Consider the following 20396-nt stretch of genomic DNA (forward strand, 5'->3'; position numbering starts at 1 on the left):
TTTTAATCTATCTTAAGCGACTCTTGATTGTAGCTTGCACAAAAGAGTAATGTTAGCATATGGATAAAATATTGAATATGTAAAGAGCGATTGTTATATGAGCAGAAAGTAAAAATATGAGTGATCCAATGAAAACAGCATTAAGCCTTGTTCCTATGGTTATTGAACAAACTAATCGTGGTGAACGGGCCTATGATATTTTTTCCCGTCTTTTAAAAGAACGGATTATTTTTATTAATGGTCCTGTTGAAGACGGTATGGCAATGCTTGTTTGTGCACAATTGCTTTTCTTGGAAGCGGAAAATCCTAAAAAAGAAATTAGTCTTTATATTAATTCTCCAGGTGGTGTTGTGACATCTGGTATGGCTATTTATGATACTATGCAGTTTATTCGTCCTCCTGTTTCTACGCTTTGTATGGGGCAGGCGGCATCTATGGGGTCTTTACTGTTAACTGCTGGAGCAAAAGGTCATCGTTTTACATTGCCCAATGCACGTATTATGGTGCATCAGCCATCTGGTGGTTTTCAGGGGCAAGCTTCGGATATTGAGCGACACGCGCAAGATATTATAAAGATGAAACGGCGTTTAAATGAAATTTATGTTCAACATACAGGTCAAGATTATGAGGTTATTGAGAGAACTCTCGATCGCGATCATTTTATGACAGCAGAAGAAGCCAAAGCGTTTGGCTTAGTTGATGATGTTATACAATATCGTGCAGAAACTGAAAAAGAAGAAAAATATTAAGGATTTTTATAGAAAAAACAGTTACTTTAAAATAAAGAGTTTTATAAAAATATCGCAAAAATAAGAGAAGCACCTAAAAATATTGAGACATGCATGGTTTTCTATATGTCTTTTGGTTTTCATGATGAAAAGCTTTCTTGAAAAGGCGGAGTATTCATGTGTCGTGGTGAAAGGAAAGAAAAATGAGCAAAATTAGCAATAGCGGGAACGAATCAAAGAATACTCTCTATTGCTCGTTCTGCGGCAAGAGTCAGCATGAGGTTCGTAAGCTCATTGCAGGGCCTACTGTATTTATATGTGATGAGTGTGTAGAGCTTTGCATGGATATTATTCGGGAAGAAAATAAATCTTCTGGAGTTAAGGTGCGTGATGGTGTTCCTACTCCACAGGAAATTATAACGGTTCTTGATGATTATGTTATTGGTCAGCAGCATGCGAAGCGTGTTCTTTCTGTTGCTGTTCATAATCATTATAAACGATTGGCACATCAGTCTAAAAGCAATGATATTGAATTAGCTAAATCAAACATTCTTCTTGTTGGTCCAACGGGCTGTGGTAAAACTTATCTCGCGCAAACATTAGCACGTATTATTGATGTACCTTTTACAATGGCGGATGCGACAACTTTGACTGAGGCAGGCTATGTAGGTGAAGATGTTGAAAATATTATTTTAAAGCTCCTTCAAGCTGCGGATTATAATGTTGAACGCGCGCAGCGTGGTATTGTCTATATTGATGAGGTTGATAAGATTTCTCGTAAAGCTGATAATCCTTCTATTACAAGAGATGTTTCGGGGGAAGGAGTTCAGCAAGCATTATTAAAAATTATGGAAGGAACAATTGCTTCTGTTCCTCCTCAAGGTGGACGTAAACATCCACAACAAGAGTTTCTTCAGGTTGATACCACAAACATCTTATTTATTTGTGGTGGAGCTTTTGCAGGTTTAGAACGGATTATTTCAGGGCGTGGTGAAAAAACTTCTATTGGTTTTTCTGCGACCGTTAAGGCGCCTGATGAGCGTTGTGTAGGTGAAATTTTTCGCGACTTAGAGCCTGAAGATCTTATAAAATTTGGATTAATACCAGAGTTTATTGGGCGTCTTCCTATAGTTGCTACCTTAGAGGATTTAGACGTTAATGCCCTTGTGCAAATTTTATCACAACCTAAAAATGCGTTAGTAAAGCAATATCAGCGCCTTTTTGAAATGGAAAATGTTGAGTTAGCATTTCATGAAGATGCATTACGTGTTATTGCGAAGAAAGCAATTGAACGTAAAACTGGTGCACGTGGTTTACGTTCAATTATGGAAAAGATTCTTCTTGAGACAATGTTTGAGCTACCAGCTCTTGAAGGTGTTCAAAAAGTGGTTATTTCAAGCGACGTCGTTGATGGGAAGGCGCGTCCTCTTTATATTTACTCAGAACGTGCAGAAGATAAAGAAAATGTATCAGCGTGACATTATGCGATATACAATATAAAAATGGTAATGAACGGTATTTGATGGGCTTTTCTAATAATATCGTTATAGTGCTTGATTTATGTGTTAGCAATTACCACTTCATATATTATGGAGAGCTGAGTTTTCTTAGAATGGGCTTGTTGTTGCAGATAGCTCATAGACTCCAGAAAGGAGAGTTATGCAATATATTGATGAAAAGACAGATGAAGTAAGAGATGGCGTTTATGCTGTTTTACCTCTTCGTGATATTGTTGTTTTCCCCCATATGATTGTTCCACTTTTTGTGGGTCGCGAAAAATCGATTCGTGCTCTTGAAGAAACGATGGCGGTTGACAAGCAAATACTCTTGGTAACACAAAAAAATGCTTCTGATGATGATCCAAAATCAGAGGATATTTATCACATTGGTACATTTGCTAATATTCTTCAACTTTTAAAGCTTCCTGATGGTACTGTAAAGGTTTTGGTTGAAGGGACAGCACGTGCAAAAATTAGTCAATTTTCTTTAAATGAAGGTTATCATCAAGCTTTTGCAACTGTTACAGAAGAACCTAGAGAGAGCAATGTTGAGATTGAAGCTCTTTCAAGGTCAGTGATTGCTTATTTTGAAAACTATGTAAAGCTTAATAAAAAGATCTCTCCTGAAGTTGTTAATGCGATTGGTCAGATTGATAATCCTTCTAAACTTGCTGATACGATTACCTCTCATTTGATGATTAAACTTGGAGAGAAACAGGAAATATTAGAGCTCTTACCTGTACGGGCTCGTCTTGAACGTGTTTTGTCCTTTATGGAAGGGGAAATTTCTGTTTTGCAGGTTGAAAAACGTATTCGTTCGCACGTTAAACGTCAAATGGAGAAGAACCAACGGGAATACTATCTCAATGAGCAGATGAAGGCTATTCAAAAAGAATTAGGAGCAGGTGATGATAGCCGAGATGAGCTCTCTGAACTAGAAGACCGTATCAAGAATACAAAATTTTCCAAGGAGGCACAGGAAAAAGCTGAGGCGGAATTGAGAAAATTACGAAATATGTCCCCTATGTCAGCAGAAGCAACAGTTGTACGTAACTATCTTGATTGGTTATTAGCTATGCCTTGGGGTAAAAAATCTAAGATTAAAAATAATTTAGATTTTGCTGAAAAGGTCATGAATAATGAACATTTCGGTCTTGAAAAAGTTAAGGAGCGAATTATTGAATATTTAGCGGTACAGAGTCGCGCGTTAAAGATAAAAGGCCCCATTATTTGTTTATTAGGTCCTCCTGGTGTGGGTAAAACATCATTAGCTCGCTCTATTGCAAAGGCAACGGGGCGTGAATATGTTCGTATTTCGTTGGGAGGTGTACGGGATGAAGCAGAAATTCGTGGACATCGCCGAACGTATATTGGTTCGATGCCTGGAAAAATTATCCAGTCTATGAAAAAAGCAAAAAAATCTAATCCACTTTTCTTGCTTGATGAAATTGATAAAATGGGACAGGATTTTCGTGGAGATCCTTCATCCGCTTTATTAGAAGTTCTTGATCCTGAACAAAATGGTGCATTCGTTGATCACTACTTGGAAGTTGAATATGATCTTTCTGATGTCATGTTTATCACGACAGCAAATACGCTTAATATCCCAGGTCCGTTAATGGATCGAATGGAAATTATTCGTATTGCTGGTTATACTGAATGTGAGAAAATGGAAATTATTAAGCAGCATCTTTTACCAAATGCTCTAAAAGATCACTGTTTATCTAAAAAAGAACTCAGCATTTCTGATGGAGCACTAAGGTCAATTATTCAGTTTTACACACGTGAAGCAGGAGTTCGTAATCTTGAGCGTGAACTCATGAAAGTTGCCCGTAAATCTGTTACAAAAATTCTCAAAACGCATCAAAAATCTGTAAAAGTTACAGAAAGTAATATTAGTGATTTCTTGGGCGTTAAACGCTATCATTATAATCAGATTGAAAGGGAAAATCAAATTGGTGTTGTAACAGGTCTTGCGTGGACAGAAGTCGGTGGAGAGTTATTGACCATTGAAGGAGTTATGATGCCCGGCAAAGGTAAGATGACTGTAACTGGAAATTTACGTGATATTATGAAAGAGTCCATTTCAGCAGCGGCATCTTATGTACGTTCTCGTGCTATTGATTTTGGTATTGAACCGCCACTTTTTGAAAAACGCGATATCCATGTTCATGTTCCAGAGGGAGCAACACCAAAGGATGGGCCATCTGCTGGGATTGCAATGGTGACAGCAATTGTTTCGGTTCTTACAGGAATAGCTGTGCATAAAGATATTGCAATGACTGGTGAAATTACTTTACGTGGACGTGTTTTGCCAATTGGTGGATTAAAAGAAAAACTCTTAGCAGCTCTTCGAGGAGGGATCAAAAAAGTACTGATTCCTGAAGAAAACGCCAAGGATTTAGTTGATATTCCTGATGATGTTAAAAATAACATGGAAATTATTCCGGTAAATCATATAAGTGAAGTTTTAAAACACGCTTTGATTCATTTTCCTGATACTATCGAATGGAAAGAACCCTCTACAGTGGCTGTACCTATCAGATCAGAGAACAGCGATAGTGAAGGGATACAGATTGCGCACTGATTCACTCATCTCATTTATGATAATATTTTTTAGTGCTAGAAAGTGTTGTTGTGGTTATTATTCTGTTTTTTGTTGAAAAAAGTGAAAAAATCCGTGAATAACTGTGATTATTGCTAAAAAAACAATGTTTTGGGTAAAAATAAGACTTCTGTTTGCTGTACTTTTCAATAAACTAACCAATGACATGACTAAGTTATGTTGTCAGGTAATATAGGGAAAGGAAATGTTCTATGAATAAAAGTGAATTGGTTAGCTCCGTTGCTGAAAAGGCAGGTGTTTCTAAAACGCAAGCTGGTGCTGTTGTTGATGCTTTTATGGCTTCTGTAACAGAAGCTTTAGCTTCAGGGGGTGATGTTCGTCTTCCAGGTTTTGGCTCTTTTGAAGTTTCTCATCGTGCTGCTACTAAGGGGCGTAATCCTTCAACTGGTGCTGAAATCGAAATTCCAGCGCGTTCTGTACCTAAATTTTCTGCAGGAAAAAGCCTTAAAGAAGCAGTTAACAAAAAGTAATTTAAATAACATAAAAAAAACCCGATTTATTTATAAGCGGGTTTTTTTTTAATATATATTATATATGTTTTTCATATAGGAATTTCTAAACTTTACGGTATTCTACTTATTCGATGTATTTCTGGTGTTTTTTTTAATGATTTTAAGCATTGTATAAGATGCCGTAGGTTTGAGATATATTACTTTTAGTTTTCTCCATGAAATAGGTGTAGTAGTAGAGGGCTTTATGATTTATAAATATGATGCTAATCTTTATGATGCTAAAATGCTAGAGTATTTATTTTAAAGATAGTATTCGTAAATAGTATAGGGCAAAAGATTCTGTGAAGTGTATAAAGCTATTCTACCGTTTTTGCGCTTAATAAAAGTGAAAGTTGATACCATCATACTGTTTTTTCTCAGTCTTTATAAATTTCTATAACATTGCGACTATTTTTCGACATTTGGAATGGGTGCATAGAGAACTATTTTATTCTTTTCTTTAATAGTTCTTTATTTATATGCTACCCTCTCTTGTGATGCACTAAATGGATGATTTTTATTAATTTACTATAAAGAAGTATGAAATGAAAGAATCTTACGGTATTGAGATTTCTCATTCAATATAGAAAGATATAAATTATCGTTATAAATCAATTCATTGTAAGTTTATAAACTGGTGTCATCATTTTTATTCTTTCAATATTGTGATTTTTCTTAGAATTTTAGATGGAAGAGATATATTGAACTCTGTTTTAAAATATTTTTTCTCCTATCTTTATTTTAACTTGTAATATGCGTGCAGGCATTTTTCCTTCATTACACAAGAATTACAAGGAGAAAATATCATAAAGTTTGAGGGAGGAAATTACAAAACAAAAAATTACTGTTAGCAATGTATATTATTAGTATAAATTTATTAATAGTAATAAGAGAACAGTATTGTTCAATTATTATCTATATATTTCCATTCATTAAATTGTATTAATTTATTGATGGTTGTAAAGGCCTTTTTTATAGTCAAAAATTATTTTAAGCAACTATATTATTGAATAAATAAGGGGCTGTAGAGTAGTGGTTATTGGTTGGAGGATATAGTAGTAAAAAAGGCTTTAGAATGATTTTGCACGAGAGACATAGAGGTTTATTAAGTAGATGAGGGGGTGAATCGTGTATTTTTTTTATAAACAGGAGCTCTTTGCTTCTTTATCCGTCAACCACTGCATACAATCATTAAGAGCTCGCGCTGTTATAGCTTGCTTTTTTGCTAATTTTTTTTCTTTACTCGGCAAGCGGTTTACTGAATGTTTAACAGAAGTAATAGGAGGAAAGAGGCCAAAATTGATATTCATTGGCTGAAAGGATTGTCTTTCTGCTTCTTCTACTACAATGTGCCCTCCTGTAATATGATTCAAAAGGGCCCCGAATGCAGTGGTTTGTGGTGGTAGGCAAGGATAATTATAATGATATTCTGCAGCGGCAAAACGTCCAGCAAGAAGCCCTATCGCAGCTGATTCTACATAACCTTCACATCCGGTAATTTGCCCTGCAAAGCGTAGCCGTTTTGTTTGTTTTAAACGAAGAGTTTGATCAAGAATAATTGGAGAGTTAAGATAGGTATTGCGGTGAAGACCACCAAGGCGTGCAAACTCTGCTTTTTCAAGACCTGGAATCATTCTAAAAATGCGGATTTGTTCACCATATTTTAGCTTTGTTTGAAAGCCGACCATGTTGTAAAGCGTTCCAAGTTTATTATCTTGGCGTAGCTGAACAACAGCATAGGGTTTAACGGTTGGATTATGGGCATTGGTTAAGCCCATAGGTTTCATAGGGCCATGTCTTAAAGTTTCAAAGCCGCGCTCAGCCATAATTTCAATGGGGAGGCATCCATCAAAATAGGGCGCTTTTTCAAAGTCACGAAACTCTACTTTTTCTGCATTTTTTAACGCTTGAACGAATATTTCATACTGTTCTTTATTTAGAGGACAGTTAAGGTAATCTTTTCCTGTTCCGTCAGGACCAATTTTATCATAGCGAGACTGATACCAACAAATATTCATGTCAATACTATCGGTATGTATAATAGGTGCGATAGCATCAAAAAAAGAAAGAGACTTTGTGCCGGTTATTGTTTGTAATTCTTGAGCCAGCGCAGGTGAGGTAAGAGGACCCGTTGCAATGATAACATGTTTCCAAGTTTGAGGAATATTTTGAACTTCTTCATGTTTTATTGATATAAGGGGATGATTCCTGAGTGCTGTCGTAATGGTTTTTGAAAATCCATCGCGGTCAACAGCAAGAGCACTACCTGCAGGGACTTTGTTAGCATCAGCAGCTTTCATAATTAATGATTTCGCTAATCGCATTTCAGCATGTAAAAGCCCTACGGCATTTGTTGATGAATCATCACAACGAAATGAATTTGAACAAACCAGTTCTGCCAATTTATCGGTTTTATGGGCAGCTGATTTTTTTTGGGGGCGCATCTCATGTAAAATAACAGGAATTCCTGACTGAGCGATTTGCCAGCTTGCTTCACACCCCGCAAGGCCGCCACCGATGATATGAATTGTAGTATCAAGTGTCTTTAACATAATAGACTTTTAACGTAAGAAGCTGTCTATGAAAAGCATAGATTTTATTTTTATTAATTTGTAAGAATGATGTGTATTTGTTTTTTTTAATATATTTGTTTGCTTTTTTTCTGTAATTAATGGTATAGAAACGCCGCTTGTATAAGGTTATTAGCTTGTAAGTTTGGCGGATGTGGCGAAATTGGTAGACGCACCAGATTTAGGTTCTGGCGGGAGACCGTGGGGGTTCGAATCCCTCCATCCGCACCAAAGCAATCCCTTAAGTGCTAAGGGTTTCTACGTGTCTGGAATTCCGCTTCATGGTGATGTAATACTCAGAAGTGTTAGAATGTAGTGATTATTAGAGAGGGTTTATCTCTCTCCTTAGAAAAATGAAGGTGTTTAATGCAGGTTACCGAGACGCTTAATGAAGGACTGAAGCGCGAAATTAAGATCGTGGTTCCAGCGAAAGATTTAGAAGAAAAGTTGAATGAACGGTTGGATGATACCAGGGATAAGATTAAACTTAATGGTTTTCGTCCTGGCAAAGTGCCTGATAGGCATTTGCGGAAAATGTATGGTAAATCTTTTATGGTGGAGATTCTCAATGAGATACTCAGTGATGCGCCACGTTCTATTTTAGCTGACCGCAATGAACGTGCAGCGATGCAGCCAAAAATTGATATAGATGAAGATGAAAAAACTTTAGATGGTAAATCTGATTTTGCTTTCAGTTTAAAGTATGAGGTTTTGCCACAAATTGAAATTAAAGATTTTAAACATATTGAAGTTATCCGTGAAGTTGCTACGATTCCTGAACAGGATGTTGATGATCAAGTTAATCGCGTCCTTTCTTCTACACGTAATTATTCCCTAAAAGAGGGGGCTTCTGAAGAAGGTGATCGTATTACTATAGATTATCAAGGTAAGCTTGAAGGCGTTTTATTTGAAGGCGGGGCGGATAATGATGCCCAACTGATTCTTGGGTCAAAACAATTTATTCCTGGTTTTGAAGAACAATTGGTTGGTGTAAAGGCTGGTGATAAAAAGACGATTTCTATTAAATTTCCTGATAATTATAGTGCAGCACATTTGGCAGGACGGGAAGCAGAGTTTGACATTACTATCAAAGCTGTCTTTAAGCCAGATGAATTAAAGGTTGATGATGAAGCAGCGCGGAAAGTTGGTTTGGAATCCCTTGATCGCTTACGTGAGGTGATTCGTGGGCAAATTGAAAGCCAATATGGTGCAATGACACGTCAAAAAGTTAAGCGTCAAATTCTCGATGCTTTAGATGATGATTATAATTTTGAAATTCCTGAAGGACTTTTAGAAATTGAATTTAACAATATATGGGCTCAAGTTAATGATGATTTGAAAAAGGCGGGGCGCAGTTTTGAAGATGAAGGTATTACAGAAGAAGAGGCACGTGAGGAATATCGTATTCTTGCACAACGTCGTGTTCGTCTTGGTTTGGTGCTTTCTGAAATTGGAATGAAAGTTGGTGTTAAAGTCAGTGAGGATGAGCTAAAAGCAGCCGTTTTTGATCAGGTTCGCCAGTATCCTGGCAAAGAGAAAGAGATTATGGATTTTTTCCGTAAGACTCCGGAAGCTGTTGAACATCTTCGTGCTCCGATTTTTGAAGAGAAGGTCATTGATCATTTGTTAGCACAGATAAAAGTCACAGATAAAGAAGTGACGATTGAAGAATTGATGAAAGAATATGACGAATCAGATGCTACTGAAGAAAAGTTGGCAAAGAAAAAGTCTGCAGAAAAAACATCATCTAAGAAAAAGGCTCCTAAAAAAGCCTAATATTTACGCAAACAGAATAAGCCCGATAGAATCGGGTTTTTAGTTGGGATTTATCCTAGGATTTCACTGAGAATGGTTTTTAGATAAACCATGAGGTATATTTAGAATATTGGTAGTGGATTGATAATGAGTATCATTGATACGCGTACTCCTGATTCTAAGCGTTTTATTTCTGGAGTTACAGGTGATTGGGAAGTCATCATTGGCATGGAGGTTCATGCGCAAATCATATCGAATTCGAAACTTTTTTCAGGCGCATCAACCAAATTTGGTGCGGAGCCGAACAATCATGTATCACTTATTGATGCAGCTATGCCAGGTATGTTGCCTGTTCTTAATCAAGAATGTGTTCGCCAAGCGATTAGAACAGGATTAGGATTGAAGGCACGTATTAATTTAAGATCTGTTTTTGATCGTAAGAATTATTTTTATCCTGATTTACCACAGGGGTATCAGATTTCTCAGTTTCGCTTTCCCATTGTAGGGGAGGGAAAAGTTATCATATCTGTGGGACCAGATTCGAATGGTCAATTTGAGGATATTGAAGTAGGAATCGAAAGGTTGCATCTTGAACAGGATGCTGGAAAATCGATGCACGATCAACATCCAACGATGTCTTTTGTGGATCTTAATCGTTCTGGTGTTGCTCTGATGGAAATTGTTTCCAAACCTGATATGCGCTCATCAGATGAAGCCAAAGCTTATATGACAAAATTGCGTACGATTGTTCGTTATTTGGGCACTTGCGATGGCAATATGGATGAAGGTTCTATGCGTGCGGATGTCAATGTCTCTGTTCGTCGCCCTGGTGAGGATTTTGGGACGCGTTGTGAAATCAAAAATGTTAATTCTATTCGTTTTATTGGTCAAGCGATTGAGTATGAAGCGCGTCGTCAGATCGCAATTTTAGAAAATGGGGGTGTCATAGATCAAGAAACTCGGCTTTTTGATGCTGCTAAAAGTGAAACACGTTCTATGCGCTCAAAGGAAGAAGCGCATGACTATCGCTATTTCCCTGATCCTGATCTTTTGCCATTGGAATTTGATCAAGCATTTGTAGATGCATTGGCAGCAGATTTGCCAGAATTTCCCGACGCTATAAAAGCACGTTTTGTCACGGAAATGGGACTGACAGTGTATGATGCTTCCATTCTTGTAACAGAGAAAGCTATTGTTGATTATTTTGAAGAGGTTGCTCATGGCCGTGATGGAAAAATGGTTGCTAACTGGGTGATTAATGATCTTTTAGGGGCTTTAAATAAAAATAATCTTGAAATTAAAGATTCACCAATATCACCAAGTCAATTAGGAAGTATTATTGATCTCATAAAAGAAAAAATTATTTCTGGGAAAATTGCCAAAGATCTTTTTGAGATTATTTGGAATGAGGGGGGAGAGCCGCGCCAAATTGTAGAAGATCGTAATATGAAGCAGGTAACAGATACCAAGGTTATTGAAAGAGCTGTCGATGAGATTGTTGCCAATAACTCTGATAAAGTTGCGCAAGCAAAGCAAAAACCTGCTTTAGCTGGTTGGTTTGTTGGACAGGTGATGAAAGCCACGGATGGTAAGGCAAATCCTCAAACTGTGAATGAATTGGTTAAGATGAAACTTGGTATAGATTAAACTTTATGGGGTGGAGAAGGATCCATAAATATTCTATCTTTTTGAAATTAAGGAAGAGCAAGTTATCCTATAAATTAGAGTTGTGACCGAGTTAATCCGTAACTTTTTTGATAATTTCAGGTATTAGCAATTTTATTCCAATGATTGATTTCATGGATATACTAAAGAAATGGAATAGCGAATGGTTCGTTTTTTTAAACAAATCTTTACCTGGTGGAATGGTAATACTATTGGTACGCGTTTTTTTACATGGCGTAAAGGTAAGCGGATAGGGGAAGATCAATTCGGAAATATATATTATGAGGGAGGACTTCATAAGGATGGTTATCCGCACCGTTGGGTTATTTATAAAGATTATTCTGAAGCTTCTACTATTCCACCAGGTTGGCATGGCTGGATTCATCATCGCTTTGATAATCCACCAACGCAAGAAGATTATCATCCATATGAGTGGGAAAAGCCTCATGTTGCGAATATGACAGGAACAAGTGAGGCCTATCGACCAAAGGGAGCTATTACTTATAATGAACAGCATCCTTGTGTACATGAAGATTATGATGCATGGTTGCCTAAAAAATAAAGTATTTTAAGGTGTGCGTGTATTTTTATCTTATTTGACTCTGTGTTATAATAAGAGTTATTTTTAATGTACTATCGGTTTTTATATGGTGAGGTTTTTTTTATTGTTAGGATTGAGGCGTTTTTTTTATATTTTTTTAATGGGATGTTTAGTGTCTTTATCCTTAAATGGTAGCGTGCAAGCTGGACGTATTAGCAATGGGATTGCTGTTTTTTCAGGTCTTGATAAAATCACAGGACGGATCACGCGTTTTGAAGTTACTCTTGGTGAAATTTATCAGTACGGTGCATTACAGGTAACACCCCGTGCTTGTTATACGAGCTCTAAAGATGAGCCAACGCGTACAACTGGTTTTGTTGAAGTCGATGAAGTTGCATTAGATAAAAAAATACGGCGTATTTTTACAGGATGGATGTTTGCAGATAGTCCTGGTTTGAACGCTGTTGAGCATCCTATTTATGATGTGTGGTTAAAAGATTGCAAGCAGAGTTCTCAAGATCCATCTCTTCAATGATTGGTATTTTCTATATTATTTAATACATTGATTTATGATGATAGTTTATTATTTTACAACTTGAAAGAGGCGTTTGAATTTCTGTGTTTTTTTCATTTCAAATTTTTTTTACATTGAATTAATTGAAACAATTTTCTTGTACTTTACAAGTGAAGAGTGTACGGATGACTGTTTAAAGAATGAATGCAAGTTTCTTTCATGAACTGTTTAAATCGAAGGATGCATCATTGAAATGAATTTATTGCTTTTTCGAGTCTTTCATCGGATATGATTCTTGAGCTATATCTATGAGAGGTGTAATGAGATATTTGTTCCTAGTTTTTACAGAGAATGAGTCGACGCTTTTGTATTTATGGATAAAAATATATAGACATATCAAATAATAAATTATGAAACATTAATTATTGTATCTAGGAATGTAAATATGTTGATATGCTTTTATTCTTATGGAGATATCATTTTTCATTTAAAGAGTAGAAGTAATGCAAGTTGTGTTGTTGGAAAAATTAAGATTTAAGATTATTTAAAATTTTAATTGGAAGTATAGTGTAATTAAAATAGTACAACAATTGGTGTATTTCTGACAAAAATGAACATTTATGTATTTGACATTTTTTATTTTATAAAATGTCTCATGGGTGCATTTGTTTATTCGTAAGTTTTTGCATATTGCATTACAAACTTCACACTTAAATAAGCAGGATATCGCTAATTTTATAAATTATATTACTTAATATCTATGTTTTCAAAATCTTTTGCATAAGGTACACATGTTTCTACAGTAAGCTATTAAAAACTGAAAACGGGGAATCGAAAAGCTTTAAGTTAAAAGATTGTTTTTATCCAAGACGCATATATTTATTTTGTGTAAAAAGTTATCAATTCTCCAAAGAATATGAGATTTTATATAATGAAAATTTCTGATCCTCAGCATAATCACATTTATCGATTGCCAAAACAATCTAAAGAACCTTTATTAAATATTCCATTTATTATAGTTGTTCTGATAGCATTTTGTTTTTGTCTTTATTGTATTCCGTATTATTTTTTTTCTCATCAGGTCTATGTTGAAAGTCTTAAGTTTTTTTCATTTACACCAGCATTGTTTAAGATGGATCCTTTAGCATTTTGTTATACTATGGTGAGCTATTCATTTATGCATAGTAGTTTTAAACATGTTGCTCTTAATATGGTTTGGCTTTTGGTTTTTGGCTCTCCTTTAGTCAGACATTTTGGTATTTTACGTTTTTTAATTTTTTGGGTATTAACGGCAGTTGTATCTGTTTTGACATATTTTACGTTTCATCAAGAAAGTACCATATCACTTGTTGGGGCATCAGGTGCGGTGTTTGGAATGATGGGTGCCATTGTGCGTTATGGTTTTCCCAATAACTATTTAGGTGTCAATGCGCAGAATAATTTTTTTGAGGGGCCTTTATTATCCATTAAAAGATCCCTGTGTTCCAAAGGGACACTTGTTTATATGAGTGTCTGGCTAATGATTGATTTTATCATAGGTATTTCTTCTGTTTTTTTTGAAGAAAACGGTATCTTCATGGCATGGGAAGCTCATATTGGCGGTTTTTTTGCGGGCTTTTTGTTGATTGGTTTTTTTGATATTTATGGAAAAAAAACTAGAATCTAAGATATTTATGCGCTACATAAAGTGCTATTGTTGCTGCGTTTGAAACATTTAATGATTTAATATTTCCAGGCATATCGAGACGTGCTAGAGTGCAAACGGTTTCACGTGTTTTTTTCCGTAAACCTTTACCTTCTGCTCCTAAAACAAGAGCAATTTTATTCCCTTTTAGTGTTGTTTCTAGAGATTGATTCCCTTCTGAATCAAGGCCAAAGCTTGTAAAACCTGTTTGATGGAGTTCTTGAAGAGTTTCAGCGAGGTTTCGTACGGTAATATAAGGAATCATTTCCAGAGCTCCTGATGCCGCTTTTGCAAGAACGCCGCTTTCGTGTGGAGAATGATGGCAAGTGGTAATAAGTGCTTTGGCTTTAAATGCAACTGCAGAGCGCATAATAGCACCAACATTATGTGGATCAGTAATTTGATCCATAACAATGACCAGATCAGTATTGGTTAGTTCAGATAGTTTGCATGGTTTAAGAGGGAAGGTTTCCAAGACAATACCTTGATGAACCGCTTCATTTCCAACTAGCGAATCGAGATATTTGGGTGTGCATAATGTAACAGGGCAAGGGTAATCTGATTCGGACATATTTAATCGTTTTAAGGCATTTTGTGTAATGTAAAGACATTTAAAAATTCTTTTTGGGTTTTTTAAAGCAGCATAAACGGAATGAATGCCATAAAGACGGATTATTTCTTCTGGTATGGAAGTGGTTTTCTTCTTCAGATGTGTAAAAGATCGAGAAGAAGAGCCTTTTGTATCGCGATATCGACGACGTAAACGAGCATAATGAGAATTTTGTAATGTTTTTTCTTTCATGGCTTCTTTATAGCCTGTTCTTAAAAAAAATAGATAAAAAAATCTATGATTTAAAGTTCTGAGTAGGAAATTTGTATAGAATTGTATTTATTCTGTTGACAGATACAATAGTAATCGTCATAACCACTTCACAATCAGATTGGATTGAATAGGCGTTCAAGATGGTTGTCGTGATGCCTCATTGCGCGACTTTACCGGTGTAATGGAGGGGTGCCCGAGTGGTTAAAGGGGGCGGACTGTAAATCCGTTGCGTATGCTACGTTGGTTCGAATCCAACCCCCTCCACCATTCATCGGAGGAGAGTTAGTACGTAGGTCATGCGGGTATAGCTCAATGGTAGAGCAGCAGCCTTCCAAGCTGAATATGCGGGTTCGATTCCCGCTACCCGCTCCAAATGGCTATTGATGGTTAGGCAAGTAGGTATGATGGAAGATGTTCCATTATTAGAGTGGGCGGTACTTTCCGTCTAAGAGTTGTAGTGATTGGGCTGGTGTTTGTCCAGTTTAATTCATTTCTGCAGGTCTATTTTTAGGTGCTAACAAATAGAGAAACAAGAGATTAAGAGCGATGGCGAAGAGCAAATTTGAACGTACAAAACCGCATGTTAACATTGGTACGATTGGTCACGTTGATCATGGGAAGACCTCGTTGACAGCGGCGATTACGAAGTTTTTTGGTGAGTTTAAAGCATATGATCAAATTGATGCTGCACCGGAAGAGCGCGCCCGTGGGATTACTATTTCTACAGCACACGTTGAGTATGAAACGGAAAAGCGTCACTATGCGCACGTTGATTGTCCAGGTCACGCTGATTATGTGAAGAACATGATCACAGGGGCTGCGCAGATGGATGGTGCGATTTTGGTTGTTTCTGCGGCTGATGGTCCTATGCCTCAAACACGCGAGCATATTTTGCTTGCGCGTCAGGTTGGTGTTCCAGCGATTGTTGTTTTTCTGAATAAAGTTGATCAGGTTGATGATGCAGAACTTTTGGAGCTTGTAGAGCTTGAGGTTCGGGAACTTTTATCCAAATATGATTTTCCAGGTGATGATATACCAATAGTTAAGGGTTCTGCGTTGGCGGCGCTTGAGGATAAGGATAAAAGCATTGGTGAAGATGCGGTTCGTCTTTTACTGAGTGAAGTTGATAATTATATTCCGACCCCTGAGCGACCTGTTGATCAGCCATTTTTGATGCCGATAGAAGATGTTTTTTCGATTTCAGGTCGTGGAACTGTTGTTACCGGTCGTGTTGAGCGTGGTGTTATTAAGGTTGGTGAAGAAATTGAGATTATTGGTATTCGTCCAACTTCCAAAACGACGGTTACAGGTGTTGAAATGTTCCGCAAACTTTTAGATCAAGGTCAAGCGGGTGACAATATTGGGGCGCTTCTTCGTGGTGTTGATCGTGAAGGGGTTGAGCGTGGTCAGGTATTGGCTAAACCAGGTTCCGTTACACCTCACACTCGCTTTAAAGCAGAGGCTTATATTTTGACGAAAGATGAGGGTGGGCGTCATACTCCATTTTTCACGAATTATCGTCCCCAGTTTTATTTCCGTACTACGGATGTGACAGGGATTGTTACGCTTCCGGAAGGAACGGAAATGGTTATGCCGGGAGATAATGTTGCGATGGATGTGTCTTTGATTGTTCCGATAGCGATGGAAGAGAAACTTCGTTTTGCTATTCGTGAAGGTGGTCGTACCGTTGGTGCTGGTATCGTCTCTAAAATCATTGAATAAATAATGCTTGTTGAAGAGGTATTAAAAGTGTTTTAGTTTTGTAAGTTAGGGGTATAGCTCAGTTGGTAGAGCGGCGGTCTCCAAAACCGCAGGTCGCGGGTTCAAATCCTGCTGCCCCTGCCAAAGGGGGATGAGATCATAGATGTTGAATAGTATATTCTTTTCTGCTTTTTTTTATAAGGGGCTTGTTTTTTTGTGTATGAAACGGTATTGAATAGGAAGTAAGAAAATTGCATAAGTCCAGAATTTGGCTTTTGCATTTTGTTTCTGTTTATTTTGTTATATAAAATACAATAGGGCTAGAGAAAGTGTAGTGTAACGATGGCGTCTAAAACCAATCCGATTACATTTATGAAGCAGGTTTATGCAGAGACAATTAAAGTAAAATGGCCTACACGTCGTGAGACGGTTATTTCTACGGTCATGGTTTTGTTGGTAACTGCATTAGCTTCAGCTTTCTTTTTTATTGTGGATCAGGTTATGCATTTTGGTGTTTGGCGGGTTATTGATCTTCTGAAGTATCTTTTTAGTTGAGAATGTTAAGGAAGTGTGACTGTGGCGGCTCGTTGGTATATTGTTCAGGCATATTCAAATTTTGAAAAGAAAGTAGCGGAAGCTATTGATAAAGAGGCAAAGCAAAAAGGACTTGATCATCTGTTTGAAAAGATTTTTGTTCCAACAGAGCGTGTTGTAGAAATTCGTCGCGGGCGCAAGGTTGATACTGAGCGAAAATTTTTCCCTGGTTATGTTCTTATTCGTGCTGAGTTAACAGATGAAGTTTATCATCTTATTAAGAATACTCCTAAAGTGACAGGTTTTTTAGGAGCGGATGCGCATCCTGTTCCTATTTCTGATCGAGAGGTTGAAAAAATTCTCAAACAAGTTCAGGAGGGTGTTGAGTCTCCAAAGTCGTCTGTATTATTTGAGGTTGGAGAGCAAGTTCGTGTTGCTGATGGACCTTTTGTTTCGTTTAATGGAATTGTTCAGGAGGTTGAGGAAGAGCGTTCTCGTCTTAAGGTTGAAGTGCTCATTTTTGGGCGTCCTACGCCTGTTGATTTAGAATTTGGTCAGGTTGAGAAACTCTGATTAAACTTAAAGTATAATTACTTTAAGGAAGGAGTGGGAGGTGATTTATAGCTTTTGTCGGCTTAATGATCCGAACCACATAACTGCAGCGAGTAGTGGGCAAGATGAATTATCAGTCTACTAGTTAAATTGAAGGCAGATTGTTATGGCAAAGAAAAGTATAGGTCAGCTCAAGTTGCAGGTCCCTGCAGGAGCTGCTACTCCGTCTCCGCCGATTGGTCCAGCTCTTGGGCAGCGCGGTATTAATATCATGGAATTTTGTAAGGCATTTAATGCAGCTACACAAGAAATGGAAAAGGGAGCACCGATTCCAGTTGTTATTACATATTACCAAGATAAATCTTTTACGTTTTCTCTCAAAACTCCTCCTATCTCGTTCTTTTTAAAGAAGGAAGCAAAACTAAAATCTGGCTCGAAAGAGCCTGGGAAAGTGTCTGTAGGAAGCATTTCTCGCGATAAAATTCGTTCGATTGCGGAATCAAAAATGAAAGATCTTAATGCGAATGATATTGAGGCAGCAATGCGTATGATTGAAGGTTCTGCTCGCTCGATGGGCTTGGAAGTGGTGGGCTAATATTATGGCAAAATTAGCAAAGAGAATAAAAAATATCCGGAAAGATATTGATTTTAATGAGCTTTACGCTTTAGAAGATGCTATTTCAATGATTAAAGAGCGTGCTATTGCTAAATTTGATGAAACAATTGAAATTTCAATGAACTTAGGCGTTGATCCTCGTCATGCTGATCAAATGGTTCGAGGGGTTGCGCATTTGCCTAATGGAACAGGCCGAAATATTCGTGTTGCCGTTTTTGCTCGCGGAGATAAGGCTGAGGAAGCTAAGGCAGCAGGAGCTGATATTGTGGGTGCTGAAGATTTGTTTGAAAGCATTAATGGTGGAGCGATTGACTTTGATCGTTGTATCGCAACACCAGATATGATGCCTCTTGTTGGTCGTCTTGGTAAGATTCTTGGACCACGGAGCTTGATGCCAAATCCTAAAGTTGGTACTGTAACACTTGATGTTGCTGGCGCTGTCAAGGCTTCTAAAGGTGGTGCTGTTGAGTTTCGTGTCGAAAAGGCGGGTATTGTGCATGCTGGTGTTGGTAAAGCTTCCTTTGGTGTTGAAAAAATCGTAGAAAATATAAAAGCTTTTGCAAGTGCAGTTATTAAAGCTAAACCGCAGGGTGCGAAAGGTGAGTATATTAAGCGTGTTGCTGTTTCTTCGACGATGGGTGTTGGTGTTAAAGTTGATCCAGCAACGGTGCGTTCAGAGTCAGTATAAACTGATTTATAATGTTGTTTTGGGGTATGTGAATATCAAAGCTATATTTAAAATGCTAATTTTGATCAGCATTTAGCTATCTAAGCTTTATAGAGCTTAGGTTAACCGGGAGAAATTCCGGAATATCCTGTCCGAGATTGTAGGTGATGCTTTTAAGTATCTTAATCAAAAAGAGCCTGCATGAGACTGGGGTAAAAACTGAGAGTTAAAAGACTTAAAGGGTTTGAGCCAGGGTTGCCTTTGAACGCTGTGCGTGAAAAAGGGGACAGGATCCTCATCGGTGACATGAAGTATTTTATGTTATCAAAGGTAACCAACAGATTTGTTTTAAGCAAATCTGTTAAATGGAGAGAGACAGTGAATAGAGCGGAAAAACGCGAATTTGTTACATGGCTTAACGAGACTTTTCGGAAGTCTGGTTCTGTTATTGTTGCACATTACTCCGGTCTGACAGTTTCCCAGATGAATGATCTTCGTTCGAAAATGGGTGAAGCTGGCGGTGCCATTAAAGTCGCCAAAAACCGTCTTGCTAAAATCGCTCTTCAGGGCACGGAATCTGAATCGATAATGGATTTGTTTACTGGACAAACACTTATTGCTTATTCAGAAGATCCAATCACGGCACCGAAAGTTGCTGTTGATTTTGCAAAAAGCAATGACAAATTTGTCATCCTTGGCGGTTCAATGGGTGCGACAAGTTTAAGTGTAGATGCTGTGAAGTCATTGGCTTCATTGCCTTCATTAAACGAGTTGCGAGCAAAACTTGTGGGTATGGTTTCTACCCCTGCGACTCGTATTGCACAAATTGTTAATGCACCTGCTGGTCAGATTGCACGTGTCATTGGAGCGTATGCTCAAGAGGATAAGGCGGCTTAAGGCTGTTTGTGTTCATAGTGATGGAGGAGTTTTAATGCTTTTCTGTCTTTTTTTGAATAAGTTTTAATAATGGTTCAAATTTTTTAACTGAAGGAATTTAAAAATGGCTGATCTAGAGAAGATCGTAGAAGACCTTTCTAATCTCACCCTTTTGGAAGCTGCTGAGCTTTCTAAGTTACTTGAAGAAAAGTGGGGGGTTTCCGCTGCTGCTCCTGTAGCTGTAGCTGCTGTTGCTGGCACTGCTGCTCCAGTTGCTGAAGAAAAAACAGAATTTGATGTTATTCTTGTTGAAGGTGGTGCGCAAAAGATTAATGTCATTAAGGAGGTTCGTGCTCTTACTGGACTTGGTCTTAAAGAAGCTAAAGATCTGGTTGAAGGAGCACCTAAGCCTATTAAAGAAGGTGCTTCTAAAGAAGAAGCAGAGAAAATTAAATCTCAACTTGAAGCTGCTGGTGCTAAAGTTGAACTTAAGTAAATTTAATTTTATCGGCGGGCGTTTATGTTCGCCGGTTTTCTTTCTTTTAACAAAGAGG

At 37.4% G+C, this 20396-nt stretch carries 18 protein-coding genes and 4 tRNA genes; 20 read left to right on the top strand and 2 right to left on the bottom strand.

Annotation, left to right across the window (positions count from 1 at the left end):
- Positions 1-116 precede the first annotated feature (116 nt).
- From clpP to MCY_RS04180, 4 genes are all read left to right on the top strand, one after another.
- Positions 117-749, top strand: coding sequence for an ATP-dependent Clp endopeptidase proteolytic subunit ClpP (gene clpP, locus MCY_RS04165; protein ID WP_019224347.1), 633 nt, complete (start codon positions 117-119; stop codon positions 747-749).
- A gap of 182 nt (positions 750-931) precedes the next feature.
- Positions 932-2206 carry an ATP-dependent Clp protease ATP-binding subunit ClpX gene (clpX, locus tag MCY_RS04170; RefSeq protein WP_007347127.1) on the top strand — a complete coding sequence of 425 codons (1275 nt, stop codon included), beginning with the start codon at positions 932-934 and terminating at the stop codon, positions 2204-2206.
- A gap of 181 nt (positions 2207-2387) precedes the next feature.
- Positions 2388-4814: an endopeptidase La gene (gene lon / locus MCY_RS04175; RefSeq protein ID WP_007347128.1), complete on the top strand. Its 2427-nt coding sequence runs from the start codon at positions 2388-2390 to the stop codon at positions 4812-4814.
- A 230-nt stretch (positions 4815-5044) separates the two neighbouring features.
- Entirely contained in the window at positions 5045-5323 is a 279-nt protein-coding gene (locus MCY_RS04180; RefSeq protein ID WP_007347129.1) for an HU family DNA-binding protein, read from the top strand.
- Positions 5324-6483: 1160 nt separating this feature from the next.
- Here MCY_RS04180 and trmFO read toward each other — a convergent pair.
- Positions 6484-7896: a methylenetetrahydrofolate--tRNA-(uracil(54)-C(5))-methyltransferase (FADH(2)-oxidizing) TrmFO gene (gene trmFO / locus MCY_RS04185; protein WP_007347130.1), complete on the bottom strand. Its 1413-nt coding sequence runs from the start codon at positions 7894-7896 to the stop codon at positions 6484-6486.
- A 166-nt stretch (positions 7897-8062) separates the two neighbouring features.
- Here trmFO and MCY_RS04190 point away from each other — a divergent pair.
- The 6 genes from MCY_RS04190 to MCY_RS04215 all read left to right on the top strand — a co-directional run bounded on the left by MCY_RS04190 (position 8063) and on the right by MCY_RS04215 (position 14055).
- A tRNA-Leu gene (locus MCY_RS04190) sits at positions 8063-8145 on the top strand.
- Positions 8146-8280: 135 nt separating this feature from the next.
- Positions 8281-9690 (top strand): trigger factor, encoded by a 1410-nt coding sequence (tig, locus tag MCY_RS04195; RefSeq protein WP_007347131.1) that lies wholly within the window; start codon positions 8281-8283, stop codon positions 9688-9690.
- 126 nt (positions 9691-9816) lie between these two features.
- Positions 9817-11316: an Asp-tRNA(Asn)/Glu-tRNA(Gln) amidotransferase subunit GatB gene (gene gatB / locus MCY_RS04200; RefSeq protein ID WP_007347132.1), complete on the top strand. Its 1500-nt coding sequence runs from the start codon at positions 9817-9819 to the stop codon at positions 11314-11316.
- Positions 11317-11497: 181 nt separating this feature from the next.
- Entirely contained in the window at positions 11498-11896 is a 399-nt protein-coding gene (locus MCY_RS04205; RefSeq protein WP_007347133.1) for an NADH:ubiquinone oxidoreductase subunit NDUFA12, read from the top strand.
- Positions 11897-11981: 85 nt separating this feature from the next.
- The gene (locus MCY_RS04210; protein WP_007347134.1) at positions 11982-12410 is read left to right on the top strand and encodes a DUF2155 domain-containing protein; all 429 of its coding nucleotides are present in this window, start codon (positions 11982-11984) and stop codon (positions 12408-12410) included.
- A 910-nt stretch (positions 12411-13320) separates the two neighbouring features.
- A complete protein-coding gene (locus MCY_RS04215) occupies positions 13321-14055 on the top strand; it encodes a rhomboid family intramembrane serine protease (RefSeq protein ID WP_007347135.1) in 735 nt (244 codons plus the stop codon).
- Here the strand turns inward: MCY_RS04215 and rlmB are convergent.
- Complete coding sequence (rlmB, locus tag MCY_RS04220) at positions 14045-14875, bottom strand: 23S rRNA (guanosine(2251)-2'-O)-methyltransferase RlmB (RefSeq protein WP_007347136.1); 831 nt, start codon at positions 14873-14875, stop codon at positions 14045-14047. The two genes, MCY_RS04215 and rlmB, sit on opposite strands and share 11 nt — an antisense overlap.
- A gap of 204 nt (positions 14876-15079) precedes the next feature.
- Between rlmB and MCY_RS04225 the strand changes: the two genes are divergently transcribed.
- The 10 genes from MCY_RS04225 (at position 15080) to rplL (ending at position 20338) form a co-directional block, all read left to right on the top strand.
- Positions 15080-15163 (top strand) — tRNA-Tyr (locus MCY_RS04225).
- 31 nt (positions 15164-15194) lie between these two features.
- Positions 15195-15268, top strand: a tRNA-Gly gene (locus MCY_RS04230).
- 174 nt (positions 15269-15442) lie between these two features.
- Entirely contained in the window at positions 15443-16618 is a 1176-nt protein-coding gene (tuf, locus tag MCY_RS04235; protein ID WP_007347137.1) for an elongation factor Tu, read from the top strand.
- A gap of 47 nt (positions 16619-16665) precedes the next feature.
- A tRNA-Trp gene (locus MCY_RS04240) sits at positions 16666-16741 on the top strand.
- Between the two features lie 198 nt (positions 16742-16939).
- Positions 16940-17152: a preprotein translocase subunit SecE gene (secE, locus tag MCY_RS04245; RefSeq protein WP_007347138.1), complete on the top strand. Its 213-nt coding sequence runs from the start codon at positions 16940-16942 to the stop codon at positions 17150-17152.
- 21 nt (positions 17153-17173) lie between these two features.
- Positions 17174-17704, top strand: coding sequence for a transcription termination/antitermination protein NusG (nusG, locus tag MCY_RS04250; protein ID WP_007347139.1), 531 nt, complete (start codon positions 17174-17176; stop codon positions 17702-17704).
- 145 nt (positions 17705-17849) lie between these two features.
- Positions 17850-18278, top strand: a complete 429-nt coding sequence (gene rplK / locus MCY_RS04255; RefSeq protein WP_007347140.1) for a 50S ribosomal protein L11 — start codon at positions 17850-17852, stop codon at positions 18276-18278.
- Positions 18279-18282: 4 nt separating this feature from the next.
- Positions 18283-18987 (top strand): 50S ribosomal protein L1, encoded by a 705-nt coding sequence (gene rplA, locus MCY_RS04260; RefSeq protein ID WP_007347141.1) that lies wholly within the window; start codon positions 18283-18285, stop codon positions 18985-18987.
- Positions 18988-19344: 357 nt separating this feature from the next.
- A complete protein-coding gene (rplJ, locus tag MCY_RS04265; RefSeq protein ID WP_007347142.1) occupies positions 19345-19863 on the top strand; it encodes a 50S ribosomal protein L10 in 519 nt (172 codons plus the stop codon).
- A gap of 103 nt (positions 19864-19966) precedes the next feature.
- Positions 19967-20338, top strand: coding sequence for a 50S ribosomal protein L7/L12 (rplL, locus tag MCY_RS04270; protein ID WP_007347143.1), 372 nt, complete (start codon positions 19967-19969; stop codon positions 20336-20338).
- The last annotated feature ends 58 nt before the right edge of the window (positions 20339-20396 follow it).

The organism is Bartonella rattimassiliensis 15908, assembly GCF_000278215.1.
In the GTDB taxonomy this organism is placed as follows: domain Bacteria; phylum Pseudomonadota; class Alphaproteobacteria; order Rhizobiales; family Rhizobiaceae; genus Bartonella; species Bartonella rattimassiliensis.

Bases quoted from the DNA above. Each gene is read 5' to 3' on its own strand.
- clpP (WP_019224347.1), top strand. From the start codon at position 117: ATGAGTGATCCAATGAAAACAGCATTAAGCCTTGTTCCTATGGTTATT.
- clpX (WP_007347127.1), top strand. From the start codon at position 932: ATGAGCAAAATTAGCAATAGCGGGAACGAATCAAAGAATACTCTCTAT.
- lon (WP_007347128.1), top strand. From the start codon at position 2,388: ATGCAATATATTGATGAAAAGACAGATGAAGTAAGAGATGGCGTTTAT.
- MCY_RS04180 (WP_007347129.1), top strand. From the start codon at position 5,045: ATGAATAAAAGTGAATTGGTTAGCTCCGTTGCTGAAAAGGCAGGTGTT.
- trmFO (WP_007347130.1), bottom strand. From the start codon at position 7,896: ATGTTAAAGACACTTGATACTACAATTCATATCATCGGTGGCGGCCTT.
- tig (WP_007347131.1), top strand. From the start codon at position 8,281: ATGCAGGTTACCGAGACGCTTAATGAAGGACTGAAGCGCGAAATTAAG.
- gatB (WP_007347132.1), top strand. From the start codon at position 9,817: ATGAGTATCATTGATACGCGTACTCCTGATTCTAAGCGTTTTATTTCT.
- MCY_RS04205 (WP_007347133.1), top strand. From the start codon at position 11,498: ATGGTTCGTTTTTTTAAACAAATCTTTACCTGGTGGAATGGTAATACT.
- MCY_RS04210 (WP_007347134.1), top strand. From the start codon at position 11,982: ATGGTGAGGTTTTTTTTATTGTTAGGATTGAGGCGTTTTTTTTATATT.
- MCY_RS04215 (WP_007347135.1), top strand. From the start codon at position 13,321: ATGAAAATTTCTGATCCTCAGCATAATCACATTTATCGATTGCCAAAA.
- rlmB (WP_007347136.1), bottom strand. From the start codon at position 14,875: ATGAAAGAAAAAACATTACAAAATTCTCATTATGCTCGTTTACGTCGT.
- tuf (WP_007347137.1), top strand. From the start codon at position 15,443: ATGGCGAAGAGCAAATTTGAACGTACAAAACCGCATGTTAACATTGGT.
- secE (WP_007347138.1), top strand. From the start codon at position 16,940: ATGGCGTCTAAAACCAATCCGATTACATTTATGAAGCAGGTTTATGCA.
- rplK (WP_007347140.1), top strand. From the start codon at position 17,850: ATGGCAAAGAAAAGTATAGGTCAGCTCAAGTTGCAGGTCCCTGCAGGA.
- rplA (WP_007347141.1), top strand. From the start codon at position 18,283: ATGGCAAAATTAGCAAAGAGAATAAAAAATATCCGGAAAGATATTGAT.
- rplL (WP_007347143.1), top strand. From the start codon at position 19,967: ATGGCTGATCTAGAGAAGATCGTAGAAGACCTTTCTAATCTCACCCTT.